A 23,992-nucleotide genomic window follows, 5' to 3' on the forward strand; every position below is an offset into this window, starting at 1 on the left:
AAAATAGTTTGTATGTTAAGCAAAGTCAATTAAACTAATCAGTTATTTCGCTTACCGGAATCAAGATATTCCTGTAAAATTATTGCTGCTGAATACATATCCAGTAAATCTTTATTCTGTCTTTTTACTTTTTTGTTTACAGATTCTAGAATTTGCTGCTGTGCGATTACAGATGTATAAGTTTCATCCCACAGCTCTACCTCTAGACTATATTTTTTTTCTAAACTATCCTTAAACTTTTTAACATCATTAATAACAGATGTTTTAGAATCTTTTTTTTGTCTTTCCTCATTCGGAATACCAAGAATGATCTTGGAGACCCCTTTTTCTTTAATGATTTTTTCAAGCTCAATAAAAGTTGTTGAATTATTTAAGATTGTCTTGTGTGCATATGCAAACATTTTAAGCGAATCTGAAAGTGCAATTCCAATTCTTTTTAATCCAAAATCAATTGCCATTATTCTGGTTTCAGTATTCTCAGACACTAATTGCTCTCAAATCTTTCAACAGCATAAATTCCTGTTAATCGTTTTAGTCTTTCCATCATCCTGTTTAAATGATCAAGATTATTTACATATAAAGTCACACTTCCCTCAAAAGCAGAATCACTGGTATTAATATTTATGGATTTAATATTTGTATTTTGAAATGAAACAATTGAATGAGAAATATCATTTAAAATTCCAGGTCTATCTTTACCACGAATTGTAATTCCAGCCACAAATAATGAGCCTTCCGCTTCGGGCCACTGCACGTCAACCAATTTACTTGTATCAGTAGATGATAAGGAAATTAAATTTCCGCAAGATTTACGGTGAATTTTAATTCCTTCTCCAACAGTTATATATCCGATAACAGGATCACCGGGAATTGGATTGCAGCACTTTGCATAAGTATAAAGTATTCCAGACTTTTTTCCATCAACTAAAATTCCGCCAATTTCATTCCTTGAAATTTTAGCAAACTTTTGAAATTCAACTTCTTTCTCAAATTCCTTATCATCTTTTTGAGTAGTTGCAGTTAGCACTTCATCAATATTTACAGAGCTTTGTGCAATCGCTCTAAAGAATTGTCTTGAGTTATCAAATTTATTGGAGTGGGCAATTTTTAAAACATCATCTGGAGTAAAAGAAAGTTTCATTTTTTTTATCTTCTTTTCCCAGATTTCCATTCCTTTTTCAACAACAGATTGCTCTTCTTTGTTCAACCATTTTCTGATTTCATTTTTTGCTTTGTGTGTCTGTACAAACTTTATCCAGCTTTTGTTTGGATGTTGATTTTTGGAACTAATTATTTCAACCTGATCGCCGCTGTGCAGTTTTGTGTCAAGTGGTACAATCTTTCCATCTATCTTTGCGCCAATGCAATGAAATCCAACTTTACTGTGAATGTCAAATGCAAAATCAACTGGTGTTGATCCAACAGGTAATCTCCTCAAATCGCCTTTGGGAGTAAAAACATAAATTTCATCCTGGTAAAGATTTAATTTAAAACTCTCCATCACATCTTTTTTCTGATCATCGCGCGAAGCATTTTCAAAAACATCTCTAATCCAGTTTACCCATGCTTCAAGTTCACCATCGGTCGCAGTTTTATTTTCTTTGTAACGCCAATGTGCTGCAACTCCCTTTTCAGCAACTTCATGCATTTGCTTTGTACGAATTTGCACTTCAACCAATCTACCTAAAAGTCCTACAACAGTAGTGTGAATTGATTGATAATTATTTGTTTTAGGGATGGAAATGTAATCTTTAAATCTATCTGGAACAGGTAAATATATTTGATTAACAACTCCTAGTGTTGTGTAGCAGTCATTTCTGTTTTGTGTATCCAGAATAATTCTTATTGCAAACAGATCATAAATTTCTTCAAATGGTTTGTTACGTCTTACCATCTTACGATAAATACTGTAAAGATGTTTTGCTCTTCCGCTTAATTCAAATTTTATGTTTGCTTCATCCAGCTTTTTAGTGATTGGATCAGCAAATTTTTTAATGTACGATTCTCTGTCTTTACGTTTGGCTTTTAATTTTCTGGCAAGTTCTTCGTAGGCTTCTTTGTTAAGATATTTGAATGATAAATCTTCAAGCTCCCATTTAACTTTTCCTAATCCAAAACGATTAGCAAAAGGAGCATATATTTCTAAAGTTTCTTGTGCTATTCTGCGCTGCTTATCCGGATTTACAAATTCTAATGTTCGCATATTGTGTAATCGATCAGCAAACTTTACTAGAATCACTCGAACATCTTTAACCATCGAAAGTAATAGTTTTCGATAATTCTCTGCTTTAGTAATTTCATGTCCACGAAATATCCCACTGATCTTAGTAACTCCATCTATTATTTCAGAAACTTCTTTACCAAATTCACGTGTCATAAATTCAATCGTGTATTCAGTATCTTCCACAACATCGTGAAGCAGAGCAGTAACAATAGTAACATCATCAAGCGGAAACTCTTCCGCAACAATCATCGCAACTTCATAAGGATGAGTAAAATATGGCTCACCTGATGCACGAATATCGTGCTTGTGCGCTTCTAAACTTAACTCAAATGCTTTTGCAATTAATCCTGCATTAACGACAGCAAGATTATTCTTACAAACATTTATCAGGTTATCCAGCATTTTTTGGTATTTAGGATTTTCGACAGCCATCAATTTCAATCTATATGAAAAATTTTTTAAGTGAAATCAATTTAGTTTTTTTTAATGATTAGTTAAAGAGCAAGATAAAGCATATCACACAAATTTTAGTTGCGTATAAGTTCTTTTTTTAAAGTTCGAACTCTTTCTAGTCTATCCTTTACATTGTCGAATTCAAATTTTGAGTAATCGGTAATCGTTAAAATTTCATCACAGATTTTTAGAGCCTCGTTCTGTTTTTCTATCTTAACTAATTGCTGAGCAATAATATGTTTAAGGGTAACTTCGTTAATCTTGTTTGAGTTTAAATTTTTAGGATAAGACTTTAATATTTCTTTGTATAAAGTTATTGATTTGGCGGGATCGATCTCTTCGTATGCACGTGCTAACCCCCATTTAAATATTCTTGAATTTGGATAGTTTTTAAGTGCTAACTCTGCAACTTTTTCAGCGGCTTCAAAATCTTTTTGTTCAACATATATCCATATTAAAGAATGGATTGCTAGATGTGAATTATACCCTGAATACTTAATTGCATTCTGTAGATATTTAATACCTAGATCTTTTTCATCATCTATAAAAGGCAGCCAATTGATAAATTCCGTTTTGTTGCTTTTCCAAAATTTAAAACTTCCGATAGCAATTAAAGATTCATAAAATTTTTCATCAATCTCTAAACAGTCTTCAAATCCGGAAACCGAACTCAAACCAGTTGAAAAAGCTTGCAGCCAACTCTCACGCAGTGCATCATAATAAGCGATATAGCCTTCAGTTAATGCAAGAAAATAATTGTTCCAGATATTTTTAGGATCATTATGCAGTAGTCTTTCAGATATTTTTTTTGCACCCTCAAGATATTTTATAATAAGATCATCATCGTATGGTTCCTGATAATCATAAGATTTTGAGATATGAACTGCGGCAAGATATATTTTACCAAGTGGAATATCTTTTCTTGTTTTATCCAATTGATCAAAAAGTTTTTCTGCTTCATCGTACTTTTGATTAATTATTAAATTGATTCCTGATTTTAAAATTTTATGAACAGTTTTATCAGGATAGACTTGTCCAAAATTATTTTGTAAGAAAATAAATAGAAAGAAAAGGAAAATGTTTTTTTTGTTAAAGCGTGCCGAAAGTTCTATCACCAGCATCACCTAATCCGGGAAGAATATAACCTTTGTTGTTTAGCTCTCGATCCAATGCAGCTGCAAATATTTTAACATCGGGATGTTCAGATTCTATTTTTTCAATTCCTTCTGGCGAAGCAACAAGACAAGCGAAAACTAATTTTGAAGCGCCCCTCTTCTTCAGATATTTTAAAGCCTCCGCTGCACTACCACCTGTTGCAAGCATAGGATCAAGCATCACGACTTCAGCCGTTTCTAAATGCTTGGGTACTTTATAATAATATTCAATCGGTTTCAGTGTTTCTTCATCTCGCTGTAAACCAATGTGTCCAACTTTTGCTTCTGGAATTATTTGAAGAAAACCATTTACCATTCCTAATCCAGCCCTTAAAACCGGAACAAGAATAACATCGTGCGTAAGCTTCGCACCTTCTGTTTTTTCAAGAGGGGATTCCACTTCAGTTTTAGTCAAACTAAATTCTTTTGAAAGCTCAACAGCTAAAATATTTGATACCCTTTGTAACGCAGCTCGAAAATTTTCTGCGTCAGTACTTTTATCTCTTAATATCGTAACATCACGCTTAATTATTGGATGATCAATCAAATAAAAGTTTTTTTTCATATTCTACTAAAAATTTATTTTTCTCTAAAACTTACGGTAATTGGAACACCTTCAAAACCATATACTCTTCTTATTGTTCTTTCCAAAAATCTTCGGTAATGATCCGGAATATGATTTGGATAATTAGAGAAAAAAAGAAATATGGGATAATAATCACCAACCTGGTTTATAAATTTTATTCTGATTTCTTTACCGGTTGGTGATGCCGGTGGCGGATTTTTTTCAATCTCCGGAAGTATCGAATCATTTAATTCTGAGGTTGGAATTTTCTTTGATCGTTCAGCCTGAACTTTTTTGCATAAATCGATTAACTTATAAATTCTTTGCTTGGTTAATGCTGAGGTGAAAATCAACGGAGCAAAATCTACAGTGCCAAGTTTTTCTTTAATTGCATTTTCATAATCGCGAGCTGTGTTGGTTTCTTTTTCCATCAAATCCCATTTGTTAACTGCAATAACCAATCCTTTTCTCCATCGTACAACTTCATCAATAATTTTTTGATCTTGCTTTTCAAATCCGGTTTGAACATCAAGCATCAGAACTGTAACATCACTTTCACTAATTGCTTTAAAGGTTCTGATGTTAGAAAAGAATTCAATACTTTCTTCAACTTTCTTTTTCTTTCTTAATCCAGCGGTATCTATTAGTACAATTTCATCGCCGTAATATTTTAATACGGAATCAAGGCTATCTCGAGTTGTTCCCGGAATATCAGTTACAATACTTCTTCCTTCCCCAAGTAAAGAATTTGTTAGTGATGATTTGCCAACATTGGGTCTGCCAACAATTGCAATTTTTAATCTTCTATCTGCCTCAATTAAATCGTCATCCGGAAAATCTTTTGTTATATCATCAAGCAAATCACCGGTTAATCTTCCACTTAAGGCAGAAATATCATAAACCATATCCACACCAAGTGAATAAAATTCAGCAGCGCCAACTGCATGAGCTTGAGCATCAACTTTATTTACAACTAAAAAATATTTTTTACCGGATTGCCTTAACATATCAACAATAACCTTTTCAGCCGGGTTTACACCACTTTTAACATCAACTAAAAAAATAATTGAATCAGCTTCTTCTATTGCAACCTCAACTTGCTCTCTAATCGCAGTTTCAAACAAATCGGATGATTCCGGAACATATCCGCCTGTATCAATCAAACGGAACCTTTTTCCGCACCAATCACCTTCACCATAGTTTCGATCGCGTGTGACTCCGCTTTGATCATCCACAATGGCTTCTCGCTTGCCAATTAGTCTGTTAAAAAGAGTTGATTTACCAACATTTGGTCTGCCTACTATTGCTATCAAAGGTATTTTCATAATGGAAAAATAAGGAATTATGGTGTGGGAATGAAAAGAAGAATTACATGATGAATTGAGAATTAATAAGTAAAATTAGATAATCTCATAACTCGGTTTTATTGACATTCCCTTGAAAACGGGAATCCAATCATCTATTAAAAAATAGATTCCTACAAAAGTGGGAATGACCATAATGGATTGATAATATTTTTAGATGTTGAGCTTAAATGATCAAAAAGTGTAGGTTAAATATAATTTTGGATAAAACTCAGCATGATTTGCAAACTGAGTATTTTCTAATCGTACTTTAACTGCTAAATCTTTATTAAACTGAGCAGTTGACCAAACAGCATCCAGCGCACTTAAAAAGTGATTAATGTAAATACCAATTACGGCAGTTGATGCAACAGAATATAGGTCATTAGCATCGCCTCTTAAACCCGAGTAATACAAAAATTTCTGCGAAACATCATGATAATCTTCTGAATTAAAATCGTTCCAGCCACCGCTGTACTGAGGATATTTGCCAATTAATTCAAAATACTGCTGTTCGCCATAAGCTGGCAAACTGTGTGAGTAGCCTCTACCAATAGCTCTTTCCAATCGATTTAGCTCAGACCAATTAACTGAACCATCATTATTGTAAACATTATAATCCGCAGCATTCAATGAGGCATTTAATATTGGAAGATGATCCAATGTCCATTGAGCATATCTATTTACGCTCCAATTTTCATCAGCATAAGTTTGAAATTCAATAGTTTTATCATCTCCTTTGCCATCGTAAATAACAGCGGTTGTAATTACTGCGGCTTCTAATGCAAGAAATATTCCTGCTTTTAGATATTCTTCGGAATAAATTTCACCTGAGCCCGGAACTAATAATGATAGAACTCCTGCAAGAACGGGAGATTTTTTATTCTGTGCTGGAAATGAAAACTGAGGTGTGTTCCGATAAATATAACTATTCAAAACAATTCGTGAATCTAGCGAAAGATTACCGGATAAAAGTATTTTATCATCAGTTTGTGATAGAATGAATGATGAGAAAAAACTTATTAACAATAAAACCTGAAGCGTTTTCATTTTAATATCCTTTACCTTTGTCTTGAAGACTTATTAAAATTAAGTATCTCAAATCCAAACAAAACACCACCGTAGAAGTTCCACTCTTTGCCATACTTAACAATCTCTTTATTAACTGTTCTTTCAAATTGATCAAATCCATAAGATGCATTAAAGAAAATGCTAGTTGGAAAAAGATAATATGAGTTTAACTGAATTCTTAGCTCAGCCCCAACACCTTTTTTGAAATCATCCAACTTAGTTGCATCGCCATTCCAAGCATTACCGATATCACCATTAAAGGATAGAAAGATTTTATCTATGTATAGATGTCCGACTTTGGCATCGATATTTTTAAATAACGGAAAACGGTAAGTAAAGTTTAACCAGGCAAGTTCATTTCCACTAACTGCATAAAATGGATATGCTTTCATTCCAATCAAACCCCCTAGGTAAAAATCAAAAAAGTCCGGTTGTTGTGGTCCTAGTATTGAACCAACTCTCACGGTAGTATTAAATGTATGTGAATCAAAAACTGGCATATATAAACCAGCTTTAAGTTCTAGCCTATGGAAATTGAAATTAGAATATTGTGGTTTTAGGATTCCATCTTCAATTGTGTATTCTCCATTTTCATTAAAATCACTAAACTCATAATTGTAAGTTAGGTTAACATCTAACCCAACAGGATTAATTTCATCATCTTTTGTTGGAACAATGGAGTGCCAAGTGTATTTGGCTTCTAGGTTATTTCCATTAAAGTAATTATCCTTGGTTGTAGGATATAAGGTGCGATTTTCGTCAGGAAGAATAAAGCTTCCAAGCGTTGCAACGTAACTGCTATAGGCATACTTTAATTGTAGATTTTGATCCCTTGAGAAAAGTCTGTGACGAATAATAAAATCAAACTCAAAAAGATTATAAGAAACATCTGTTGGAATTATAAAATCATAATTTACTGTTCCATTGTTCAGCGTATCTGCTCCAAAAGAAACATCAACATCTGCTTTACGGCTAATGCTGTATAGTTCCAATGATATTTCGGGTTTTAAACCTATTGAACTGAGTAACGGAAGTTTATTTCTGTAATCAAAAACTAAAAATAAATCTCTTTCCATTCTTGCATTTAAAGAACCGCCCGCAAATATCGAGTAACGATCCAGCATATCACTCGATGTTACAAAAACTCCGGGTTTAAATTTTTCTATAAACGAATTACCTGTGTTATAATTATCAAATCTTAAGAATGGGAAAAAAGTTAATCGTGAGAAAACACCGGTGTACTTTTGTTTTTCAACACCCTTTGTGTTTTTGTCTTCATAATTTTTTAAGGAGGAGATATTAAAACTGTTGATGTTACCTATTGGTTTATCAGTATCTAAAGGTGGATTAACCAATCGGACATAATCATTACCAGCAATAACTTTTTGCTGCTCTGATCTATCTAACTTAAAAATCTTATAACCTGAAGAAGTATAACCTGAATAAAGGATATCACCATTAGTTGAGATATTAGCCATAAATGCACCGCCAAGTACATTTGTTAATTTGGTTTTTATTTTTGTTTCGGAATTCAAAGAATAGAGGTTATAGATTCCGGTTTCATCGGATGAATAAATAATATTTCCGTTTTTATCAAAGGTTGGATTTCGTTCATCATTTTCTGTAGCCAGAATAAATTCAATATTACCACCCTCAGAATTTACCTTTGCCAAATCACGAGTGTTAGCATAAGAGTAATCAAAAATAATGTAAGAATCATCTGGTGAAAATTTTGGATTATAAACCTGTTCACCGTTTTCAAAAAAAGTTAACCGTTTAAAGTTCTTAGCATCAATATCAACCATACCAAGGTTTGTTGTGCCATCTTTTTGATAAACAAAAACAATTTTTTTGCCATCGTTGGAAACCGAAGGATTATTGGCCCTAAGATTATGAGTTAAACGAGTATCATCTTCATTATCTAAATCATAAACAAAAAGATCGTGAACATTATACCAGTTTTCATTATCCTCAGAAATTTTTGCATAGATAATTTTATTTTGTTGGGGAATAAATGAAAACGTTGATCGCACACCGCTAACAATATTTTTTTCTTTTTTAGTTTCTACATCATATTCATAGATTCCAGCCGGACCAAAATAATCTGAAGTTTTATTCGATATGTAATAGATTTTTTTACCGTCTTTAGAAAAAATTGGATAAAAGTTTCCAAAACCTTCTTTAGTAATCTGCTCCCCACTTACTAAGTTTGATACAACTTTTTCGCTTCTTTTTTTATAATCGCTTTTAAGAAAACTACTCCACTCGTTATAAATCGCGTTGCCGTCTTTACCAATCACATCTTTAAATGCAGCATCGATAGTAAAATTACCAAACTTGCCAAGAGCTTTTGTAACATCACGAAGTTTATCTTCTCCATACTTTTGTGCGATATATTTTGTTAGAGCAAAACCAGAGTTGTAAACAGATTCATTACCCAAACTTGTTTTTCCAAATACTCCCATTTCATTCCAGGATAACATGTTGTTATCAAGGGCATAAGAACGCAAAATCATATCGCGATGCGAATCCCAGTTATCATAATTAAATTCTTTGCGCATATATTGTGCAGTTCCTTCAGCAAACCATGCCGGAACATTTATTGTTGCAAGCGGATACGACACAACAACATTTGGAAATCCATAAAGAATATCTGGTCTTCGTTCATCCTCATAAGCTAAGATTTGTAAAAATAGGGCTGGCACACTTCGGTTTAATTTCATTGCAGATTGAATTTGCACCATGTGGGTAAACTCGTGAGAGATAACATTTCTTAACCAATTGTGCGCACCACGCAAATCAAAGTCTAAAGCGCTCGTCCATATTTCAATTTTGTTATCAAAAAAATATGTCGCTCCGTTAGAATAGTCATCAATATCTTTTATAACAAAATGAACAATATCTGGTTGATAATCATATAGGCTACAAATGGGATCCCAAACTTCATCTGCAATTTTTAGAACTACTTGAGCAGTTCGTTCTGCTCCTTCGTGAAAGTGAACTTCAACATGCTTGCCTTTAATTGTAAACCAATCAAGTTCAGGATGAAACTCCGTGAACTGTGCAAAAATGTTTGAACTAAGAACAACAATAAATAAAGCGATTAATAATTTCATAAAAAGATTAATTGAGATTGTAAAGGGAATTATTTAACAACAGCTATTTTAATAACAACTGATTCAGATTTACCGCTTGAACCATTTGCTTCTATTCTGGCAAGATAAACTCCGCTCTGTATATCGCTAACATTCCAAATCGTTTCATTATCAAGTCCACCTTGAGCATTGGCATTAAGTTCAGCAACAAAATCGCCGGCAAGATCAAATATCTTTATATTGATTTTGGAGTCTTCATTCACAAAATATCTGATTGCCGTTTGTCCGTTGTAAACTGGATTTGGATAATTATATGCCCGGTTTGTTGGGAAAAAAGAATTAATTTTTTGAGTCTCAGATGCAATGCCAAGACTAGATGAATTGAAACCATTTCCAAAAGCTTCGGCCCAATCAATCCTTGAAGGAATTGAAGAAATACTCCATCCATTAAATATTTTGTTTTGATCAAGACCGGCTAATCCAATTTTATTGTTAGAGTAAAAGAGAGCACCATCACTTAAAAGTTGACTACCAAATGAGATCGGAAAACCATCAACTACTTTACCAGTGCCACCATCAATGGTGTATACTAATCCGTTTTTAGTAAAAGCAATAATTTCAGATTTTTCATCACCTTCGATATCCGCAGCAAGTGGTAAACCAATAAATTCATCTCCATCATTTAAAACAAATGGAAAATTATCGGCAGCGGCACCATTACTATTAATTGCTAAAATTTTATTTCCGGAAGTAGTGAGAATGTAATTATTTCCGTCATTCTTTAGATCTGCTAATGCAAATGATTTTGCAGCTTCAAAAGAAGGAGAACTAATTTCTGATAAAATTTTATCTGATGTTGTTACATAAAAAAAGTATTGCCCAAGTTTCTCAGAAGATAAAATTGATATATCATTTCCTTTAGCATCAACCGTCGCTGAAATATTTAACAATTCTTCATCATTAAACTTTATGATGTTTCCATCATTATAAACTAAATCATATTTGGTATTGTTAGTAATCTGAGTTGCAGTAGCAAATACTTTTGAATTAAATGTGGCAATTTTTTTTACCTGAGCTCCAGGTTCAATAACCAAAGAATTCTTACGAACAGGATTTTGTGTAATTAATGATTCAAGATCATATATAATAATTTCACCATCAGAAGTACCAAATAAAACTTCGTAATTTTCGGTTGCGGGTTTGCGGATTACGGGTGCAGTTGTTATAACTTTATCAATCACAACAAAACTTCCGCTGGTATCACTAATTCCATTTGAATACCAAAAATTAATTCTCATTGGATTCTGTTGAGCTGGATTATTTAATTTTGCCCCGATTAGATATGTATTATTTCCAACCTTAGCAGATGCTGGTTTAAAATCTGAAAAATCTACATATGATCCGATAATTGAATCGCCATTAGTAACTACTAAAATAGAATCAGAATTTATTGCAAAAAGTTTTGGATCACTTTCAATTGGAGTGATACTTGATCCGGATAACGATGAAAATACAGTGGATGAAAAAAGTGGTTTTATTACTGAATCCCCGTACTCAACTTTAAAAGACATTCTATTTGATAATGCTGAAAAATCTTTAATAGTAATTAAACTGTTGGCTCCGGAATTTGTGTTTGTATTAGGGCGAGTATCTTTTGAAAATTTATTTTGAAACAAATCAGCTTTGTTACCTGCGTACCAAAAATCCTCATCAGTTCCTTCGCCAATAACTTCATCACCGAAAATTGTTATAAATCTTTCTCCAATATCCTGAATACCGTCAGCTTCTTCAACATCAACGCCGCGTCTATTTATATCATTATTAATTTTGTTAGCAGCTAATTTTTCATCAATAACATTTTGATCAATATGCCAGATTACAATCCCATTACCGGGTAGAGCCCAATCAAATTCGTCAACATCAAGCACGACGCCGGAAAGTGAATCAGTATTATAACTATAAAACCCTTCCGTATCTTTTAAGAATGTTCTATTAATAATGTTTCCATTGGATTTGTAAGTTATTTTAGCTCCATCCTGAAAAACATCTCTTTGTCTGTTTTCGATTAGATAATATTCTGATGAGTTGAGCGGTACTTTAAGAATTACAGTATCAGATAAAGAAGCTGCTAAATTTGCAACTACGTTTAATGAATAGATTCCAGGTGAGATTTCCGTTGGCTGCACCCAGCCAAGATATATTTTTTCCCACGCAGATGGTTCTGAAGGAAAGCATCCGTTGTAAGCAAAAATTGATTGTCCATCCATTAAACCAAATCTTCCAATTGCAGACAATCCTGTTTCAGTATCAAATAAATCAGGCAATCCTAAATGGCTTGCTACACTAGCAACTAATAATCCGTTTATGGTTATTTCAAATAAAGATTTTCCGGTAATGGTTTCTAATTCCCTGCTTTCAGTTTCAGGAATAATCATACTATTCTTTATTTTGAAAGCACCGTTTGATACAGGAAATCCATTAAATGAAGCACCGTATATTTTTTTAAGGGAATTCTCTCCAAGATAAACAGATGGTAAATCACGTTCATTGCCAATACTACCCGGCAGTGAAATATCTCTTCCAACACCCGCGTGAAATATTACAAAAAGATTGTAATCTGCAAATGGAAAACCGGTATACATTTGATCTGCATTTGCCCAAACCTCTTGTGCAAAATCACCCATTGGAGTAAAGTCATCAGAACCTGGTGTTGGTGAATAGTTTCTCATTGTTTTTGTAACAGAAAAAGTATCGGGCAAAATTGTGAACTGTACAGTTACTTTTCCGTTAGAAACTTTTTGGTAATAATTTTGAACAAATGTAAGATGAGATTCAAAATAATCTCTATCATGTGGTAATGGATCTAGGATAGTATCGCCATAGCTTAGCGAGTAAATTGACCCAAATTTTCCATTACCAAATGTGGCTCCATCTCTATCTTCCTGAAAATTAACCATAACAGCTAAAATTTTTACTGTGTCTTCAGCAAGAATGGATGAAACAGGATTTGGATTAGAATTTATTTTGCTAATAAAACTTTGGGCAGATAAACTGCCCAAAGTTATTACACAAATTGCAAGGGTGAGAAGATTTCTATTCATAAAAAATTAAATTCCCCTTGGTAATCCTCTTGTTGATTCAGGAACAGCTCCCCAACCGATAAGAATTGTAAATCTAAGAGTATCAGAAAGTGGATGATTTTCACCGCCTTTAAATACTGAAGTAGTTATATAACTAAAATCAAAACCATAAATATCATATCGGATACCGGCGCCAAAAGTTATAAACTTTCTATTTCCATAGGAAGGATCTTCATAAAAGAAACCAGATCTTAGAGCGAAAAGAAAGTCTCCAGGAGTTCCATACCAGTATTCAAGTCCCATTGATGTTACAATATCCCTTAGCTCATTGCTAAAGGGTTCATCACCCCAAGCAGTAAAAATAGCTTTATAGAACTCGTCAGAGCTTGTTGTATCTCTACTAACTAAAAGTTTGCTAAAATCTAAAGTATAAATAAGGCTGTTAAATTCATCATCAATTACTTTATAAGCAAAACCTAATCTAAAATTAGTAGGAATAGGATCTGCCTGTGCTTTATCTATATAGTAGATCTTTGGTCCAAGGTTACTAAGGTTAAGCCCGATACTAAATTTTCCACCAATGTCTTCATCCAAAAGAGGAATAACAAAAGTTTCAGGTCGCCACATTGTTGCAATATCAAAACTAACTGATGTAGCTACACCGCTGCCCTGCTCTTCTTCTGTTCCTTTATCAGACAAACGGCTATGAATTAATCTAAAATTAAAACCTAATCCCCAATCATTTGAAAGTTTAGTTGCATAACCAAGAGTAATGGCTGCATCAAAAGATCTAAATGTACCGATTGGATCAGGGCTATCAGCAGAAGTTCTAACAAATTCACCGAAGTTCATATATGTAATACTGCCTGTAACACTTCCGCCGAGTTCTTCAAAATATTGTCTATAGGTAAGATAATCGTAAAACAAATCTAGGTTAAATTGTGGCAGCCAGTTACTATGAGTAATACTAACTTCAGTTCCAGATAGAAACGCAATTCCTGCAGGATTCCAGAATATTGCAGACGAGTTATCTGCCAAGCCGGAACCTGATTCACCAATACCACCAGCACGGGAATCCGGCGCTAAAAGTAAGAATGGAACAGCAGCTTCACCTTGTGCATACGAAACTTTGCCAAAGACCCCAAACAACATGCTGATCATCATAAGCTTAAGAACTATTTTCATGTTTTATCCTCCGAGATAAATAAGATTATAAAAAATTTCTAATCAAGTTTTAATACTAAATATAACTAATAACACATATATAAAACACATTTTTTAATAGTGGATTATTTAATCACTGCAAGTTTGCCAAGGACACTCTTGTTAAACTCACCATCAACTGATTTTATAATAACTTTGTAAAGATAAGCACCATTGGCTAATTGATCTCCATCAGCATCTCTTCCATCCCACTCAACAACTACAAACTTGTCATTTACGTTAAAATGTTCAATCTCTTTAATCAATCTTCCGGCAATTGTATAAATTTTAATTTTAACATCAATTGGTTTTGCCAAATTTTGCTGGAAAGTAAACTGTGTTTTATCACTAAAAGGATTTGGATAGTTATAAATATCTCTAATCACCAAATCGTTGCCATCAACAACTGAAAAGAATGTGTTTTGTTCTGAAAAATTATTAAAAACATCCCAAGCCTTTACAAGCAGTTCGTGATCACCACTTTCGATTGAAGAAAATTTATAGTTGATTGAACCTGATTTACCACCGGCATCTAAATCTCCGGTAAAATGATTGGTAAAATCTATCGGGTTATTCTGTTTTTGATCTAATATTCCTTCGAGTTTATGGCCAACGCCTGTTCCGGTTGTGTTTAATCCGGTTTCATCAGAAAGTTTAACTATTAAATCAGGATTTTGATTAACAAGATATCCGTTGTTGTATGCAACATCATCAAAATATATTTCTATTTCCGGACCTTTACCATCATTTGATAGTGAACTATCGCTACCGCCAACTATAATTTTATTTGTATAACCCAGTCCATCAGCAGAATTATTAAGGAAGTATAATATCACTTTACCGTTTTTATTTTCGTAAGATATATCCTTTGGTACGATAAAACTTTCTGAAAATTTACCATTTGTGATACTAACTCTACCATTAAAAATCAATCCGCCAGGAATATTTACAATATAATTTATAGCATTAATAAGAACTTTTCTTTCAGAATCATAAATAGATAATATTCCTTCACCATTAAAATCAGTCCATGGTGTGTTATCAGGCTTTAGAATAGTTCCATCTATTTTAGTTTTGCTTAAAGCTTTAACTTGTACATCTATTGATAAATTCTGACCGTTAACCGAATCAATTCCAGCAGAATATTGGGGAACTTTAAGTCTTAATGTAGGATCTCCAAAAATATTATATTTCTGATCGTTAACCGTCGTTGTTTTGGATTCAAATGCTGCTTTACCAATTGGAATAGCGAGGTTTAAAGAATCTCTTCCAGAGTTAAATAATTTTGTAATAAATCTATACATCAACGCTTCATTTGAACCAGCAAATACTAATCGAGAAGCGGTAAAACTTGCAATTGCACCACTATTTGGTAAGAACATTATTGCTTCCGCAGCGCTTTGATAATTTGGAATATCAAAATATCCAAAATCACAAGTTGCAGCTCCCAAGAAAAAATACTTATCGTTTTTAAGTTGAGGTACAATAACATTTTTTTCAAAGATGTGTTCATCTGCCCATAGTTCCGGACTGCCGTGCCCAAAATAATTAACAAGCAAAGTACCACTATTCATTGCATCAATAATAGCTTTATTAACATCCGGTTTTCTTCTTCCCTGTCCGGTTATCACATCCGGATATGCGGCAGAATAAATCTTATTAAAGTTAAATGATTTTGGGAAATTAAACGTAGAAAGATTTTCTGATGGCAATGTATGCATGTTACCTTCAAAACAAGTAGTTGATTTGCAGCCATCATCAGAAACCAAGGTAATTAGATTTCTCCATTCACCTTTTTCTTGATTCAATTCATAATCTTCTATTTTATTAACCATTGCCTCAGCGCTAGCACTAGTAGTACAGGTAATTCTACCAATTATTAAGTCGGGATTTAGATCTGTACCTGAGACCCTAGCAAAAAAATCGTCTGTTGTATATGAGTCACCACCATAAACTAATATTAATGATTCTTCGCTCTGCCAGGTTGGAACAAAATTATCTCCGTAACCTTCAATGTTCTTATAATCATAAGTACCTTTACCAAAAAGCAGAACATATTCAGGTTTTATTTGCCAATTATCGTAAGCATATTTTAAGTAATCTCTAACTGCTGTGGGATCCACAACTCCGCCGGAAAATTCATTGTATATCTGATCAATATCAACAACATAAGTTGAAATAGTAATTGGAGCCCTGTTTTCTTTATAGTTTTTAAGTTTATTTGCTGCATCCATAAAATTTTTGTGAGTTACAATTATGTACTTTGCTCCAACAACTTCGCCATGTAAATTAGAATTTGTAACTTCGGTTGGATTAGAAGGAGATTTAAATCCAGAATTTTCAACAGCAACATATTTAGATCGTTGTTCAGAACTTTCATCAAATTGAAATTTACAATCGCCGCCGCTGATTAGCGTATGGTTAGTTACTAATTTTACGTCAGAATAATTTGTGACATCAAATACCCTGATATTGGACGAAGAAAAACCATTTAAATTGTATTCAATCAATCCACCGGCTGAGTTAGAAAAAAACATAATATAATCTGAAAAAGCTTGTAGTACTTTTTCATATTTGATTGTAAAATAATCAAGATAGCCGATTGTGGAAATTGATGAGGGAGTTATACTCACATTTAAAACACTTCTATTATCTACCAAGTTTCCGGAATAAGTTGCGTTTACAACTTGGGCTCTTCCTACAACGTAATCACCAAAATATCCGGCAAGGTTTTGCTCAAGGATTTGTGTTCCATTTTCTGATAATTTTAAGGTTAATGCCGAAGGTGCGGCTACAGCAAATCTTAAATTATAGGTAATTGGAACTGTATTAATTCTTCCATTTAAAGAATTTGTGTATGTTCTTGATGAATTTGAATTTGAAAAATCATCTCCAAAAAACTGCCGCCCGGTTTTACCAATGTTAATTTTATCCAATTCCCAGCTTGCAAAAGCTTCAGAAGTTGATTGACTAATAGTGGGAGTTGCATTTTGCCCCGGTTTATCTAAAACTCTTTTGCCATTAGCCCCGCTTGAAGTTATCCAAAAATAATTTTTAGATGAATAATTATGATAGAACCTTCCAATTGTTTTGCCATCTAAACCGTAATCCCAAAAACTATTACCTCTGCCATAAAATAATATGTAATCAGCATCATCAAATTTACCATCGGTTTCTCCAATAACTAAAATTGCATTCTCTTCAAGATCGTTCGGTCTTGGCAATGAATTATTTTCAGGAAGAACTTTTCCTCCGTTGTTATAAATTTTAATTGTTCTCGGATCAACAGTATTCGCATCAATTCCGTATAACGATAAGTCTGATTTTGCTATCTTGTAAATTCCTTCTTCCGGTGCTTCAAATCTTATCCATTTACCGGAAGCAAGAACGCTGTTTGTAACTGTTACTTTATTTAATTTCCTGTTGGCACTTTCGTTATTCCAGTATTTTGCAACATCGTAATTAATTAATAATCCATCAAGAAAATCATCTGCAGGTTTTTCGGATATAACTCCGTTCGGACTGAAATAAATTTTAAGAATAATCTTCGTGTATAATCTTATTTTATTTTGCGCCGCAATAAATTTTATTGGAAATATTTGGATTGATTGAGAATAAACATCGCGTACTAAACCAAATTCACCAAAAGATGCTAAATCTTCTTTAGATTCATATAAAGCGTATTCTTCATTTTTATTAAAATCAAAGGAAACTCCCACGCTATCTTTTTGGCGATAAGGAACAGGAATGATCTGACCTGATACTTCTTGATAAGCAGTGGAAAGCACTTCTATTGTATTGCCAAATTCGGATGGAACGCCAACATTAATAATTCGTTCCTGTATTGCAGGCGAACCCCACTCATTAGGATTCATTAACGATCCAAAGTATAGATCGGCTTTTCTAAAATCAATTCCTTCATAGGATACTACAGAGGTATCCGTATAAATGGGAGAATATTCAATTGTAACAGAATTGAAATCTGAAGAAATTACTCTAACATCATGTTGGGAATATAAAACAGATGTGGTGATGAGAAACAGTGTTATAAAGATCTTGCTTTTCATGTCAATCAAACTATTATTAATTGATTTTATTTAATTATGAATTTCTAATGTAGCAAAGATCTCTAAAGTTTCTCCTAATTTTTAGACAAAAATGGTATCTATTTACCAAAAAAGCAAGTCTTTTATATTAGTTGCATTTTTCTCAATTCAGAAAGTAGTTGCTTAGTATCAACAAAAAACACAGACAATGTTGTCTTTTCAAACTTAACTTTTTTGTTTTTTCCGATTAAAACCAATTTTCTTTTGTTCTGGCCAAATAGATTTAATGAGTTGAACTGTTTACTTACCTTTTTTTCAATATCACTCAAAACTGGAAAATCAATTTTATTATTTCTACAAAAATTCTCGTGAGAATCTATTCCATCGATATTTACACCAATAATTTTTATCCCATACGTTTCAAATTCTGTTTTGTTTAAGGAATAATCAACCAATTGTGTTGTGCAAACCGGAGTGTTATCTTTTGGATAGAATACTAATAACACATCATTATCAAGATTTTGGAATAAATCAAATCCATTTCCAAGCTGATCTCTCAATTGAAAATTTTCTACAGAATCCCCAACTCTCATAATCCGAGCGATTCTTTATTTTTTTTCATTGCATTAATACAGAACTGAATATGTTCATCGAGTGGAATCTGCAATTCTTCAGCCCCTTTTATAATATCATCTCTGCTAACTGTTTTTGCAAATGCTTTGTCTTTCATTTTCTTTTTTACAGAATTTACTTCAACTTCATCAATAGATTTTGATGGACGAACATAAGTTACGGCAGTAATAAATCCTGCTAATTCATCGCAGGCAAATAAAACTTTTTTCAGAAGTGTATCTCTCGGTTCGTTGCTATAATCTGCGTGAGAAAGTATAGCTTTAACAAACTCTTCATCAAATCCTTTTTCTTTTAAAATCTGTGCACCTTTAAACGGATGTTCTTCAGCAGTGGGATATTTTTCATAATCAAAATCGTGAAGCAAAGCTACGTTACTCCAATACTCAACATCTTCATTAAATTTTTGTGCAAAAGCCTTTACACAAGTTTCAACTGCATAAGCATGTTTAAGTAAGCTTTCGTTTTTTGTGTATTCTTTTAAGATATCAAGACAAAATTTACGGTCTCTATTTATGTCAATCATTTTTTACTTTTTGTTAGATGATAATTAAAACTCGGGCATAAATCTCCAATCACACATTCGCTGCATTTGGGTCTATTCGCAATACAAATTTTTCTACCATGAGTTGCTAGCCAATGAGATGATTTTATCCAATAAGATTCTGGTAATAATTCTTTTAATCTAATTTCTATCTTATCTGGATTTTGAGAATCAATAAATCCCAGCAGGTTGGATAATCTTTTTACGTGAGTATCAACAGCGATTGCGGGAATTCCAAATGCGTTGCCAGCAATAACTGAAGCGGTTTTTCTACCAACTCCCGAAAGTTTTACCAGCTCATCAAAATCAGGAGGAACTTTTCCTTTATGATTTTCTAATAATTCTTTACAACAAGCTTTAATGCTTTTTGCTTTCTGTTTATAAAAACCTGTTGAAAAAATTTCTTTTTCTAATTCTTCATTCGTAAGATCAACAAAATCCTGCGGCTTTTTATATTTATTAAAAAGAGGTTTTGTAACAATGTTTACTCGTTCGTCTGTACATTGTGCAGAAAGAATTGTTGAGATTAAAAGTTCAAATGAATTCGAATAAATAAGTGCAGGTTTAACTTTTGGATATTGTTTTTTTAAAATATCAAAAATCTTAACTGCAATTTCTTTGCTGATCTTTTTAGGCATCTTTGTTATATCTTGGATGTGAGATTTTTAGTCGATCAACAGGTTTATTATTTATTATGTGGGATTGAATAATCTCTTCGACATCGTTTAAAGTTATTCCACCATACCAAACTTGCTCAGGGTAAATCACAATAGATGTCCCAAATTCACACGCATCTAAACAACCTGCAGAATTAGCTCTAATATGAGCATTTAATCCAAGTTCTTTTAATCGAGATTTGAACTTTTCCCTTATTACCATACTTCCCTTTTCAGCACAGCAACCACGCGGATGACCATCGGGCCTTTTGTTTTCACAAACGAAAATATGTCTATTAAATCTCTTCATAGGATTAAAAATAAGAAAAGCGAACCATAAGTCCGCTTAAAACTTGTAGCGCGTACGGGATTCGAACCCGTGATCCCCGCCTTGAGAGGGCGGTGTCCTAAGCCACTAGACGAACGCGCCAGTGTAATATTTCATATCTTTGAATTTAAAAGTAACTAAATAATACGATTACTTTTTAACCAATTATAGCCATCAATGGATTTGAAAAACTTTTCTCGTAACATCGCTTCACTTCTTGTTTGAAATTTTTCAAAGTAATGAAGTTTATAAGGATGATGACCTTTGGTATATCTCACTTTTCCGGCATTGTGAGTTTTGAGTCTATCATCCAGATTACTGGTTGAGCCATAATAATAAGTTTTATCTTTTTCACTTTTCAAAATGTATACAAAGAACATTTTCAAATCTTTCTTGAAACCGTACGGGATTCTTCCATAGGAATCCCTTTGGGAGAACCCGTGATCCCCGCTTTGAGAGGGCGGTGTCCTAAGCCACTAGACGAACGCGCCAGTGTAAAACTTTTAATTAAAAATGTACAATAATCAATCTTAAATGTTTTAATTGAGCATTCTAAATTGTTCATTGTACATTCTTTGGTTGTCCTATTAGGACTCGAACCTAAAACCCAGCATCCAGAGTGCTGTGTGTTGCCAATTACACTATAGGACAATTTATTTTTATTACAATTTTCGTTTCGAAATATATCTAAGCAATAATATAAATGCAATTTATAAGCGCGCCATTATTTGCTTGAGATTGGATTTATCTTAACCTAATTTGTTGAAGAAAATAAGAAGAATTATGAATGAAAAACTTATTGTTACTATTTACCATTTTGTGTTCAGGCTTATTTGCACAGAATTTTGAGTACGATACATCATTTGGTGATTTTAAAAATGCATCATCATTTTACATCACCGCAAACGGAATGATTTATGTTTCCGATTCTGGTTCTGATGAAATAGTTCTGCTGGATACTTTGGGAAATCAACTAAAAACGTTTGGCGGATATGGTTGGGATGAAAATTCATTCGACAATCCTACCGATGTTTTTGCAGACCCACTAACAATTTATGTGGCAGATAAAAACAACCATGCCATTAAGCGCTTTGATAAAAATCTAAACTATTTATCTTCATTGTATAAAAAAGAAAGTGATAACTCAGAAGAACGATTTGGATATCCATTAAGTTGTGCTACTTCTAATCAGGGTGATTTATACTTTATCGATTCTGAAAATTCAAGAATAATGAAATTTGATCTTTACGGTAATTACAAAATTAATTTTGGCGGATTTGATGCAGGGAAATATCAGCTTTCAGATCCAACTAAACTTGCAATCTCTTCATCCAATAATATATTTGTTATCGATGGTGAAGACATTATCGTTTATGATGACTTTGGGAATGGGATTAACAGAATCAATATTGGTCAAAGAATAAACAGCATAAGAATACTTTTTGATCAATTAGTCCTCACAATCAATGATGAGATTTATCATATTTATTTAAGATCCCCTGATTTAAATATTACTAAATTTAATCTTAGTGGTATTGATGTATTAACAAATATAGTTTCTGCAATATTATTGAATAACAATCTTTACGTATTAACTTCAAAAGATATTTTGATTTTTAATAAAGTGGATTGAGAATCTATTGCTCACGTCTAAATCAACAAAAAGAAGATTTTTTAGATTTACTCTTTCGCTTTTTCTTACTCTTTGGATAATTGGTTTTCTATCTCCCTGTTTAGACTTTAATTTTCTTCATCAGCTTTATCCTTTTCAAAAAATAATTTATTCTAATGTCTGCCATCAAAACCCGGCAAAATCTTTTATTTGTAATAATGCAACCTTTTTAGTTTGCGCACGCTGCTCGGGTATTTATTTTGGAGCTTTGTTCAGCTCACTAATAATGCTCTTGTGGAATCATTCATACAATCTTAAAACCAAATATCTTTTTCTGTTTTCAATTCCGATGCTTTTAGATGTAATATTATTGACATTAGAGGTCTACGACTACAACAAATTGGTTTCAAGTTTTACCGGTTTTCTTTTCGGTTCAGCGGTATTTGCATATATTTTGGGTGGGATTGAAAATTTACTTTTTACAGAACAAAAAAATACAAATGATAAATAAAAAATATCTTCCAACTTTAGTTTGCGGTTTTGCAGCTGCCGTTCTTTCAACTGTTCCGGGAATAAAAAATTTTAGCTGCTGTCTTTTAGTTCCAGGTGCTGCTGCAATTTCTATCCTATTGGATAAAAAAATTAATCCATCTAACAATCAAATTCTTATGGGTAAATCATTAGGATTTGGATTTTTAACTGGGCTATTTGCCACAATTTTTATTACAACTTTTGAAATACTTCTCACCTACTTTACTAAATCAAATGATTTTGTTCAAAATTTACCGGAAATCGAACTAACAATTCGCCAATGGAATCTAGGTGCCATGATGGATGAATCTTTAAAATTAATTAAATCAACTGCTAAAGAAATTGGAAAGAATGGATTCTCATTCATTTACCTGCTAATGATATTATCTAGCAATTTTATCACAAATTCTATTTTTGGAATGATAGGCGGCGCACTAGGAATGAGTTTAGCTAATAGAAAATTGCGAGAAGGTGATTCTGGGAAATGATAACCGCATTTATTTTTTTCGTTCACTTAATTTTTAGTTTGGTTGTTTTTACAAAAAAATGGCAAGATGAAAATCTTGCATCAGGTTTTCAAAATATTGCTCTGATTGGAATACTTTTTGCCGTTGGCTGGACTATAACTGGAATGGTTGCAAAACTTGTTATGGAACCAAAAGGATTGGGAATGCAGTTTGATCGTGATACATTTTCACTAACATTACTATTAATAATAGAATATTTCTTTTACAAATTTTATTACAACGATGAACCTACTGCAGCCGATAAGGAAATACAATAACTGCTGTTTGATCATTTTGAACCTGGTTAGCATTTAACGGTTCAAATCTCCATTGCCATAAAGAATTTATTGCAGCGTTTTCTAATCTTGTATCCGCTTTAGTTAATAAAAATATTGATCCAACAGTACCATCAGGTTTGATTGTGAACTTTAGTCTAATATCGATCTCTTTATTTACACCATCCGGATAAACAGGTAGCGGATAACCAGGTAAAATTTTTCTTGTACCTAATCCACCACCTTCAAAATAAAAACCAAAATCACCTGTTCCTTTATTTATATTGCCCTTTTTATCACCTGTTGAATTGTTACTTTCCCGCTGCTCTGTTTGTTTTACAGTCTCCTTTTTTACTTCTTTATCCTTTTGTGCAGGACTAACATCGCTAACATCAGTGTTTTTGGCTTTTGGTAATTCAACTTCTTTTACTTCAAGATTTTTATCTTTCGTGATATCTTTTTCCTTCGGTTCAGATTTTTCTAATACTTCATCAAAAGCTGCTCCATCTGATCCTGAAGAACCAGTACCTCCTAATATTCCAAACGATAATTCAACTGCATTATCTTTGGTATATTTTAATGGAATAAAAATCACAAGAAAAAGTATAAGTAATATTAAATGAAATATTACTGAAGCTGAGTATGAAACACGCGTTACGTTTTGATTGGACAAATA

General features: G+C 32.9%; 20 protein-coding genes and 2 tRNA genes. 4 read left to right on the forward strand and 18 right to left on the reverse strand.

The window, feature by feature from the left end; genetic code table 11:
* Nucleotides 1–38 precede the first annotated feature (38 nt).
* From ruvX to IPJ23_02900, 17 genes are all read right to left on the reverse strand, one after another.
* Nucleotides 39–485 carry a Holliday junction resolvase RuvX gene (gene ruvX / locus IPJ23_02820; GenBank protein MBK7629648.1) on the reverse strand — a complete coding sequence of 149 codons (447 nt, stop codon included), beginning with the start codon at nucleotides 483–485 and terminating at the stop codon, nucleotides 39–41.
* A complete protein-coding gene (locus IPJ23_02825; GenBank protein MBK7629649.1) occupies nucleotides 485–2,656 on the reverse strand; it encodes a bifunctional (p)ppGpp synthetase/guanosine-3',5'-bis(diphosphate) 3'-pyrophosphohydrolase in 2,172 nt (723 codons plus the stop codon). Before IPJ23_02825 ends, ruvX begins: the two co-directional genes overlap by 1 nt.
* A 95-nt stretch (nucleotides 2,657–2,751) precedes the next feature.
* The gene (locus IPJ23_02830; protein ID MBK7629650.1) at nucleotides 2,752–3,792 is read right to left on the reverse strand and encodes a tetratricopeptide repeat protein; all 1,041 of its coding nucleotides are present in this window, start codon (nucleotides 3,790–3,792) and stop codon (nucleotides 2,752–2,754) included.
* Nucleotides 3,767–4,396, reverse strand: coding sequence for a uracil phosphoribosyltransferase (gene upp, locus IPJ23_02835; protein ID MBK7629651.1), 630 nt, complete (start codon nucleotides 4,394–4,396; stop codon nucleotides 3,767–3,769). Before upp ends, IPJ23_02830 begins: the two co-directional genes overlap by 26 nt.
* A 14-nt stretch (nucleotides 4,397–4,410) precedes the next feature.
* The gene (gene der / locus IPJ23_02840) at nucleotides 4,411–5,721 is read right to left on the reverse strand and encodes a ribosome biogenesis GTPase Der (protein ID MBK7629652.1); all 1,311 of its coding nucleotides are present in this window, start codon (nucleotides 5,719–5,721) and stop codon (nucleotides 4,411–4,413) included.
* A 213-nt stretch (nucleotides 5,722–5,934) separates the two neighbouring features.
* Entirely contained in the window at nucleotides 5,935–6,789 is an 855-nt protein-coding gene (locus IPJ23_02845) for a hypothetical protein (GenBank protein MBK7629653.1), read from the reverse strand.
* An 11-nt stretch (nucleotides 6,790–6,800) separates the two neighbouring features.
* Nucleotides 6,801–9,926, reverse strand: a complete 3,126-nt coding sequence (locus IPJ23_02850) for a PD40 domain-containing protein (protein ID MBK7629654.1) — start codon at nucleotides 9,924–9,926, stop codon at nucleotides 6,801–6,803.
* A gap of 29 nt (nucleotides 9,927–9,955) precedes the next feature.
* Nucleotides 9,956–13,006 (reverse strand): T9SS type A sorting domain-containing protein, encoded by a 3,051-nt coding sequence (locus tag IPJ23_02855; protein MBK7629655.1) that lies wholly within the window; start codon nucleotides 13,004–13,006, stop codon nucleotides 9,956–9,958.
* Nucleotides 13,007–13,012: 6 nt separating this feature from the next.
* A complete protein-coding gene (locus tag IPJ23_02860; GenBank protein MBK7629656.1) occupies nucleotides 13,013–14,170 on the reverse strand; it encodes a PorV/PorQ family protein in 1,158 nt (385 codons plus the stop codon).
* Between the two features lie 104 nt (nucleotides 14,171–14,274).
* Nucleotides 14,275–18,255, reverse strand: a complete 3,981-nt coding sequence (porU, locus tag IPJ23_02865; protein MBK7629657.1) for a type IX secretion system sortase PorU — start codon at nucleotides 18,253–18,255, stop codon at nucleotides 14,275–14,277.
* Nucleotides 18,256–18,377: 122 nt separating this feature from the next.
* Nucleotides 18,378–18,827, reverse strand: a complete 450-nt coding sequence (locus IPJ23_02870) for a redoxin domain-containing protein (protein MBK7629658.1) — start codon at nucleotides 18,825–18,827, stop codon at nucleotides 18,378–18,380.
* On the reverse strand, nucleotides 18,824–19,390 hold the full coding sequence (locus tag IPJ23_02875) for an HDIG domain-containing protein (GenBank protein MBK7629659.1): 567 nt from the start codon (nucleotides 19,388–19,390) through the stop codon (nucleotides 18,824–18,826). Before IPJ23_02875 ends, IPJ23_02870 begins: the two co-directional genes overlap by 4 nt.
* Complete coding sequence (gene nth, locus IPJ23_02880; GenBank protein ID MBK7629660.1) at nucleotides 19,387–20,046, reverse strand: endonuclease III; 660 nt, start codon at nucleotides 20,044–20,046, stop codon at nucleotides 19,387–19,389. Before nth ends, IPJ23_02875 begins: the two co-directional genes overlap by 4 nt.
* Entirely contained in the window at nucleotides 20,039–20,374 is a 336-nt protein-coding gene (locus IPJ23_02885; GenBank protein ID MBK7629661.1) for a (2Fe-2S) ferredoxin domain-containing protein, read from the reverse strand. Before IPJ23_02885 ends, nth begins: the two co-directional genes overlap by 8 nt.
* A 46-nt stretch (nucleotides 20,375–20,420) precedes the next feature.
* Nucleotides 20,421–20,494, reverse strand: a tRNA-Glu gene (locus tag IPJ23_02890).
* A 35-nt stretch (nucleotides 20,495–20,529) separates the two neighbouring features.
* Nucleotides 20,530–20,772 carry a GIY-YIG nuclease family protein gene (locus tag IPJ23_02895; GenBank protein ID MBK7629662.1) on the reverse strand — a complete coding sequence of 81 codons (243 nt, stop codon included), beginning with the start codon at nucleotides 20,770–20,772 and terminating at the stop codon, nucleotides 20,530–20,532.
* A 196-nt stretch (nucleotides 20,773–20,968) separates the two neighbouring features.
* Nucleotides 20,969–21,043 (reverse strand) — tRNA-Gln (locus IPJ23_02900).
* Nucleotides 21,044–21,179: 136 nt separating this feature from the next.
* Between IPJ23_02900 and IPJ23_02905 the strand changes: the two genes are divergently transcribed.
* Genes IPJ23_02905 through IPJ23_02920 form a run of 4 tightly spaced genes read left to right on the forward strand, consistent with a single transcriptional unit; the run spans nucleotide 21,180 to nucleotide 23,319 of the window.
* Nucleotides 21,180–22,025 carry an NHL repeat-containing protein gene (locus IPJ23_02905; GenBank protein MBK7629663.1) on the forward strand — a complete coding sequence of 282 codons (846 nt, stop codon included), beginning with the start codon at nucleotides 21,180–21,182 and terminating at the stop codon, nucleotides 22,023–22,025.
* Nucleotides 22,026–22,032: 7 nt separating this feature from the next.
* On the forward strand, nucleotides 22,033–22,515 hold the full coding sequence (locus tag IPJ23_02910; GenBank protein MBK7629664.1) for a DUF2085 domain-containing protein: 483 nt from the start codon (nucleotides 22,033–22,035) through the stop codon (nucleotides 22,513–22,515).
* The gene (locus IPJ23_02915) at nucleotides 22,505–23,023 is read left to right on the forward strand and encodes a DUF4199 domain-containing protein (protein MBK7629665.1); all 519 of its coding nucleotides are present in this window, start codon (nucleotides 22,505–22,507) and stop codon (nucleotides 23,021–23,023) included. Before IPJ23_02910 ends, IPJ23_02915 begins: the two co-directional genes overlap by 11 nt.
* Entirely contained in the window at nucleotides 23,020–23,319 is a 300-nt protein-coding gene (locus IPJ23_02920; GenBank protein ID MBK7629666.1) for a hypothetical protein, read from the forward strand. The genes IPJ23_02915 and IPJ23_02920 overlap by 4 nt, the downstream gene beginning before the upstream one ends.
* Here the strand turns inward: IPJ23_02920 and IPJ23_02925 are convergent.
* A complete protein-coding gene (locus IPJ23_02925) occupies nucleotides 23,291–23,989 on the reverse strand; it encodes an energy transducer TonB (protein ID MBK7629667.1) in 699 nt (232 codons plus the stop codon). The two genes, IPJ23_02920 and IPJ23_02925, sit on opposite strands and share 29 nt — an antisense overlap.
* Nucleotides 23,990–23,992 lie beyond the last annotated feature (3 nt).

The organism is Ignavibacteriales bacterium, assembly GCA_016709765.1.
Lineage (GTDB): Bacteria > Bacteroidota > Ignavibacteria > Ignavibacteriales > Ignavibacteriaceae > IGN3.

Bases quoted from the DNA above. Each gene is read 5' to 3' on its own strand.
- IPJ23_02825 (MBK7629649.1), bottom strand. From the start codon at position 2,656: ATGGCTGTCGAAAATCCTAAATACCAAAAAATGCTGGATAACCTGATA.
- upp (MBK7629651.1), bottom strand. From the start codon at position 4,396: ATGAAAAAAAACTTTTATTTGATTGATCATCCAATAATTAAGCGTGAT.
- der (MBK7629652.1), bottom strand. From the start codon at position 5,721: ATGAAAATACCTTTGATAGCAATAGTAGGCAGACCAAATGTTGGTAAA.
- IPJ23_02845 (MBK7629653.1), bottom strand. From the start codon at position 6,789: ATGAAAACGCTTCAGGTTTTATTGTTAATAAGTTTTTTCTCATCATTC.
- IPJ23_02850 (MBK7629654.1), bottom strand. From the start codon at position 9,926: ATGAAATTATTAATCGCTTTATTTATTGTTGTTCTTAGTTCAAACATT.
- IPJ23_02855 (MBK7629655.1), bottom strand. From the start codon at position 13,006: ATGAATAGAAATCTTCTCACCCTTGCAATTTGTGTAATAACTTTGGGC.
- IPJ23_02860 (MBK7629656.1), bottom strand. From the start codon at position 14,170: ATGAAAATAGTTCTTAAGCTTATGATGATCAGCATGTTGTTTGGGGTC.
- porU (MBK7629657.1), bottom strand. From the start codon at position 18,255: ATGAAAAGCAAGATCTTTATAACACTGTTTCTCATCACCACATCTGTT.
- IPJ23_02870 (MBK7629658.1), bottom strand. From the start codon at position 18,827: ATGAGAGTTGGGGATTCTGTAGAAAATTTTCAATTGAGAGATCAGCTT.
- IPJ23_02875 (MBK7629659.1), bottom strand. From the start codon at position 19,390: ATGATTGACATAAATAGAGACCGTAAATTTTGTCTTGATATCTTAAAA.
- nth (MBK7629660.1), bottom strand. From the start codon at position 20,046: ATGCCTAAAAAGATCAGCAAAGAAATTGCAGTTAAGATTTTTGATATT.
- IPJ23_02885 (MBK7629661.1), bottom strand. From the start codon at position 20,374: ATGAAGAGATTTAATAGACATATTTTCGTTTGTGAAAACAAAAGGCCC.
- IPJ23_02895 (MBK7629662.1), bottom strand. From the start codon at position 20,772: ATGTTCTTTGTATACATTTTGAAAAGTGAAAAAGATAAAACTTATTAT.
- IPJ23_02905 (MBK7629663.1), top strand. From the start codon at position 21,180: ATGAAAAACTTATTGTTACTATTTACCATTTTGTGTTCAGGCTTATTT.
- IPJ23_02915 (MBK7629665.1), top strand. From the start codon at position 22,505: ATGATAAATAAAAAATATCTTCCAACTTTAGTTTGCGGTTTTGCAGCT.
- IPJ23_02920 (MBK7629666.1), top strand. From the start codon at position 23,020: ATGATAACCGCATTTATTTTTTTCGTTCACTTAATTTTTAGTTTGGTT.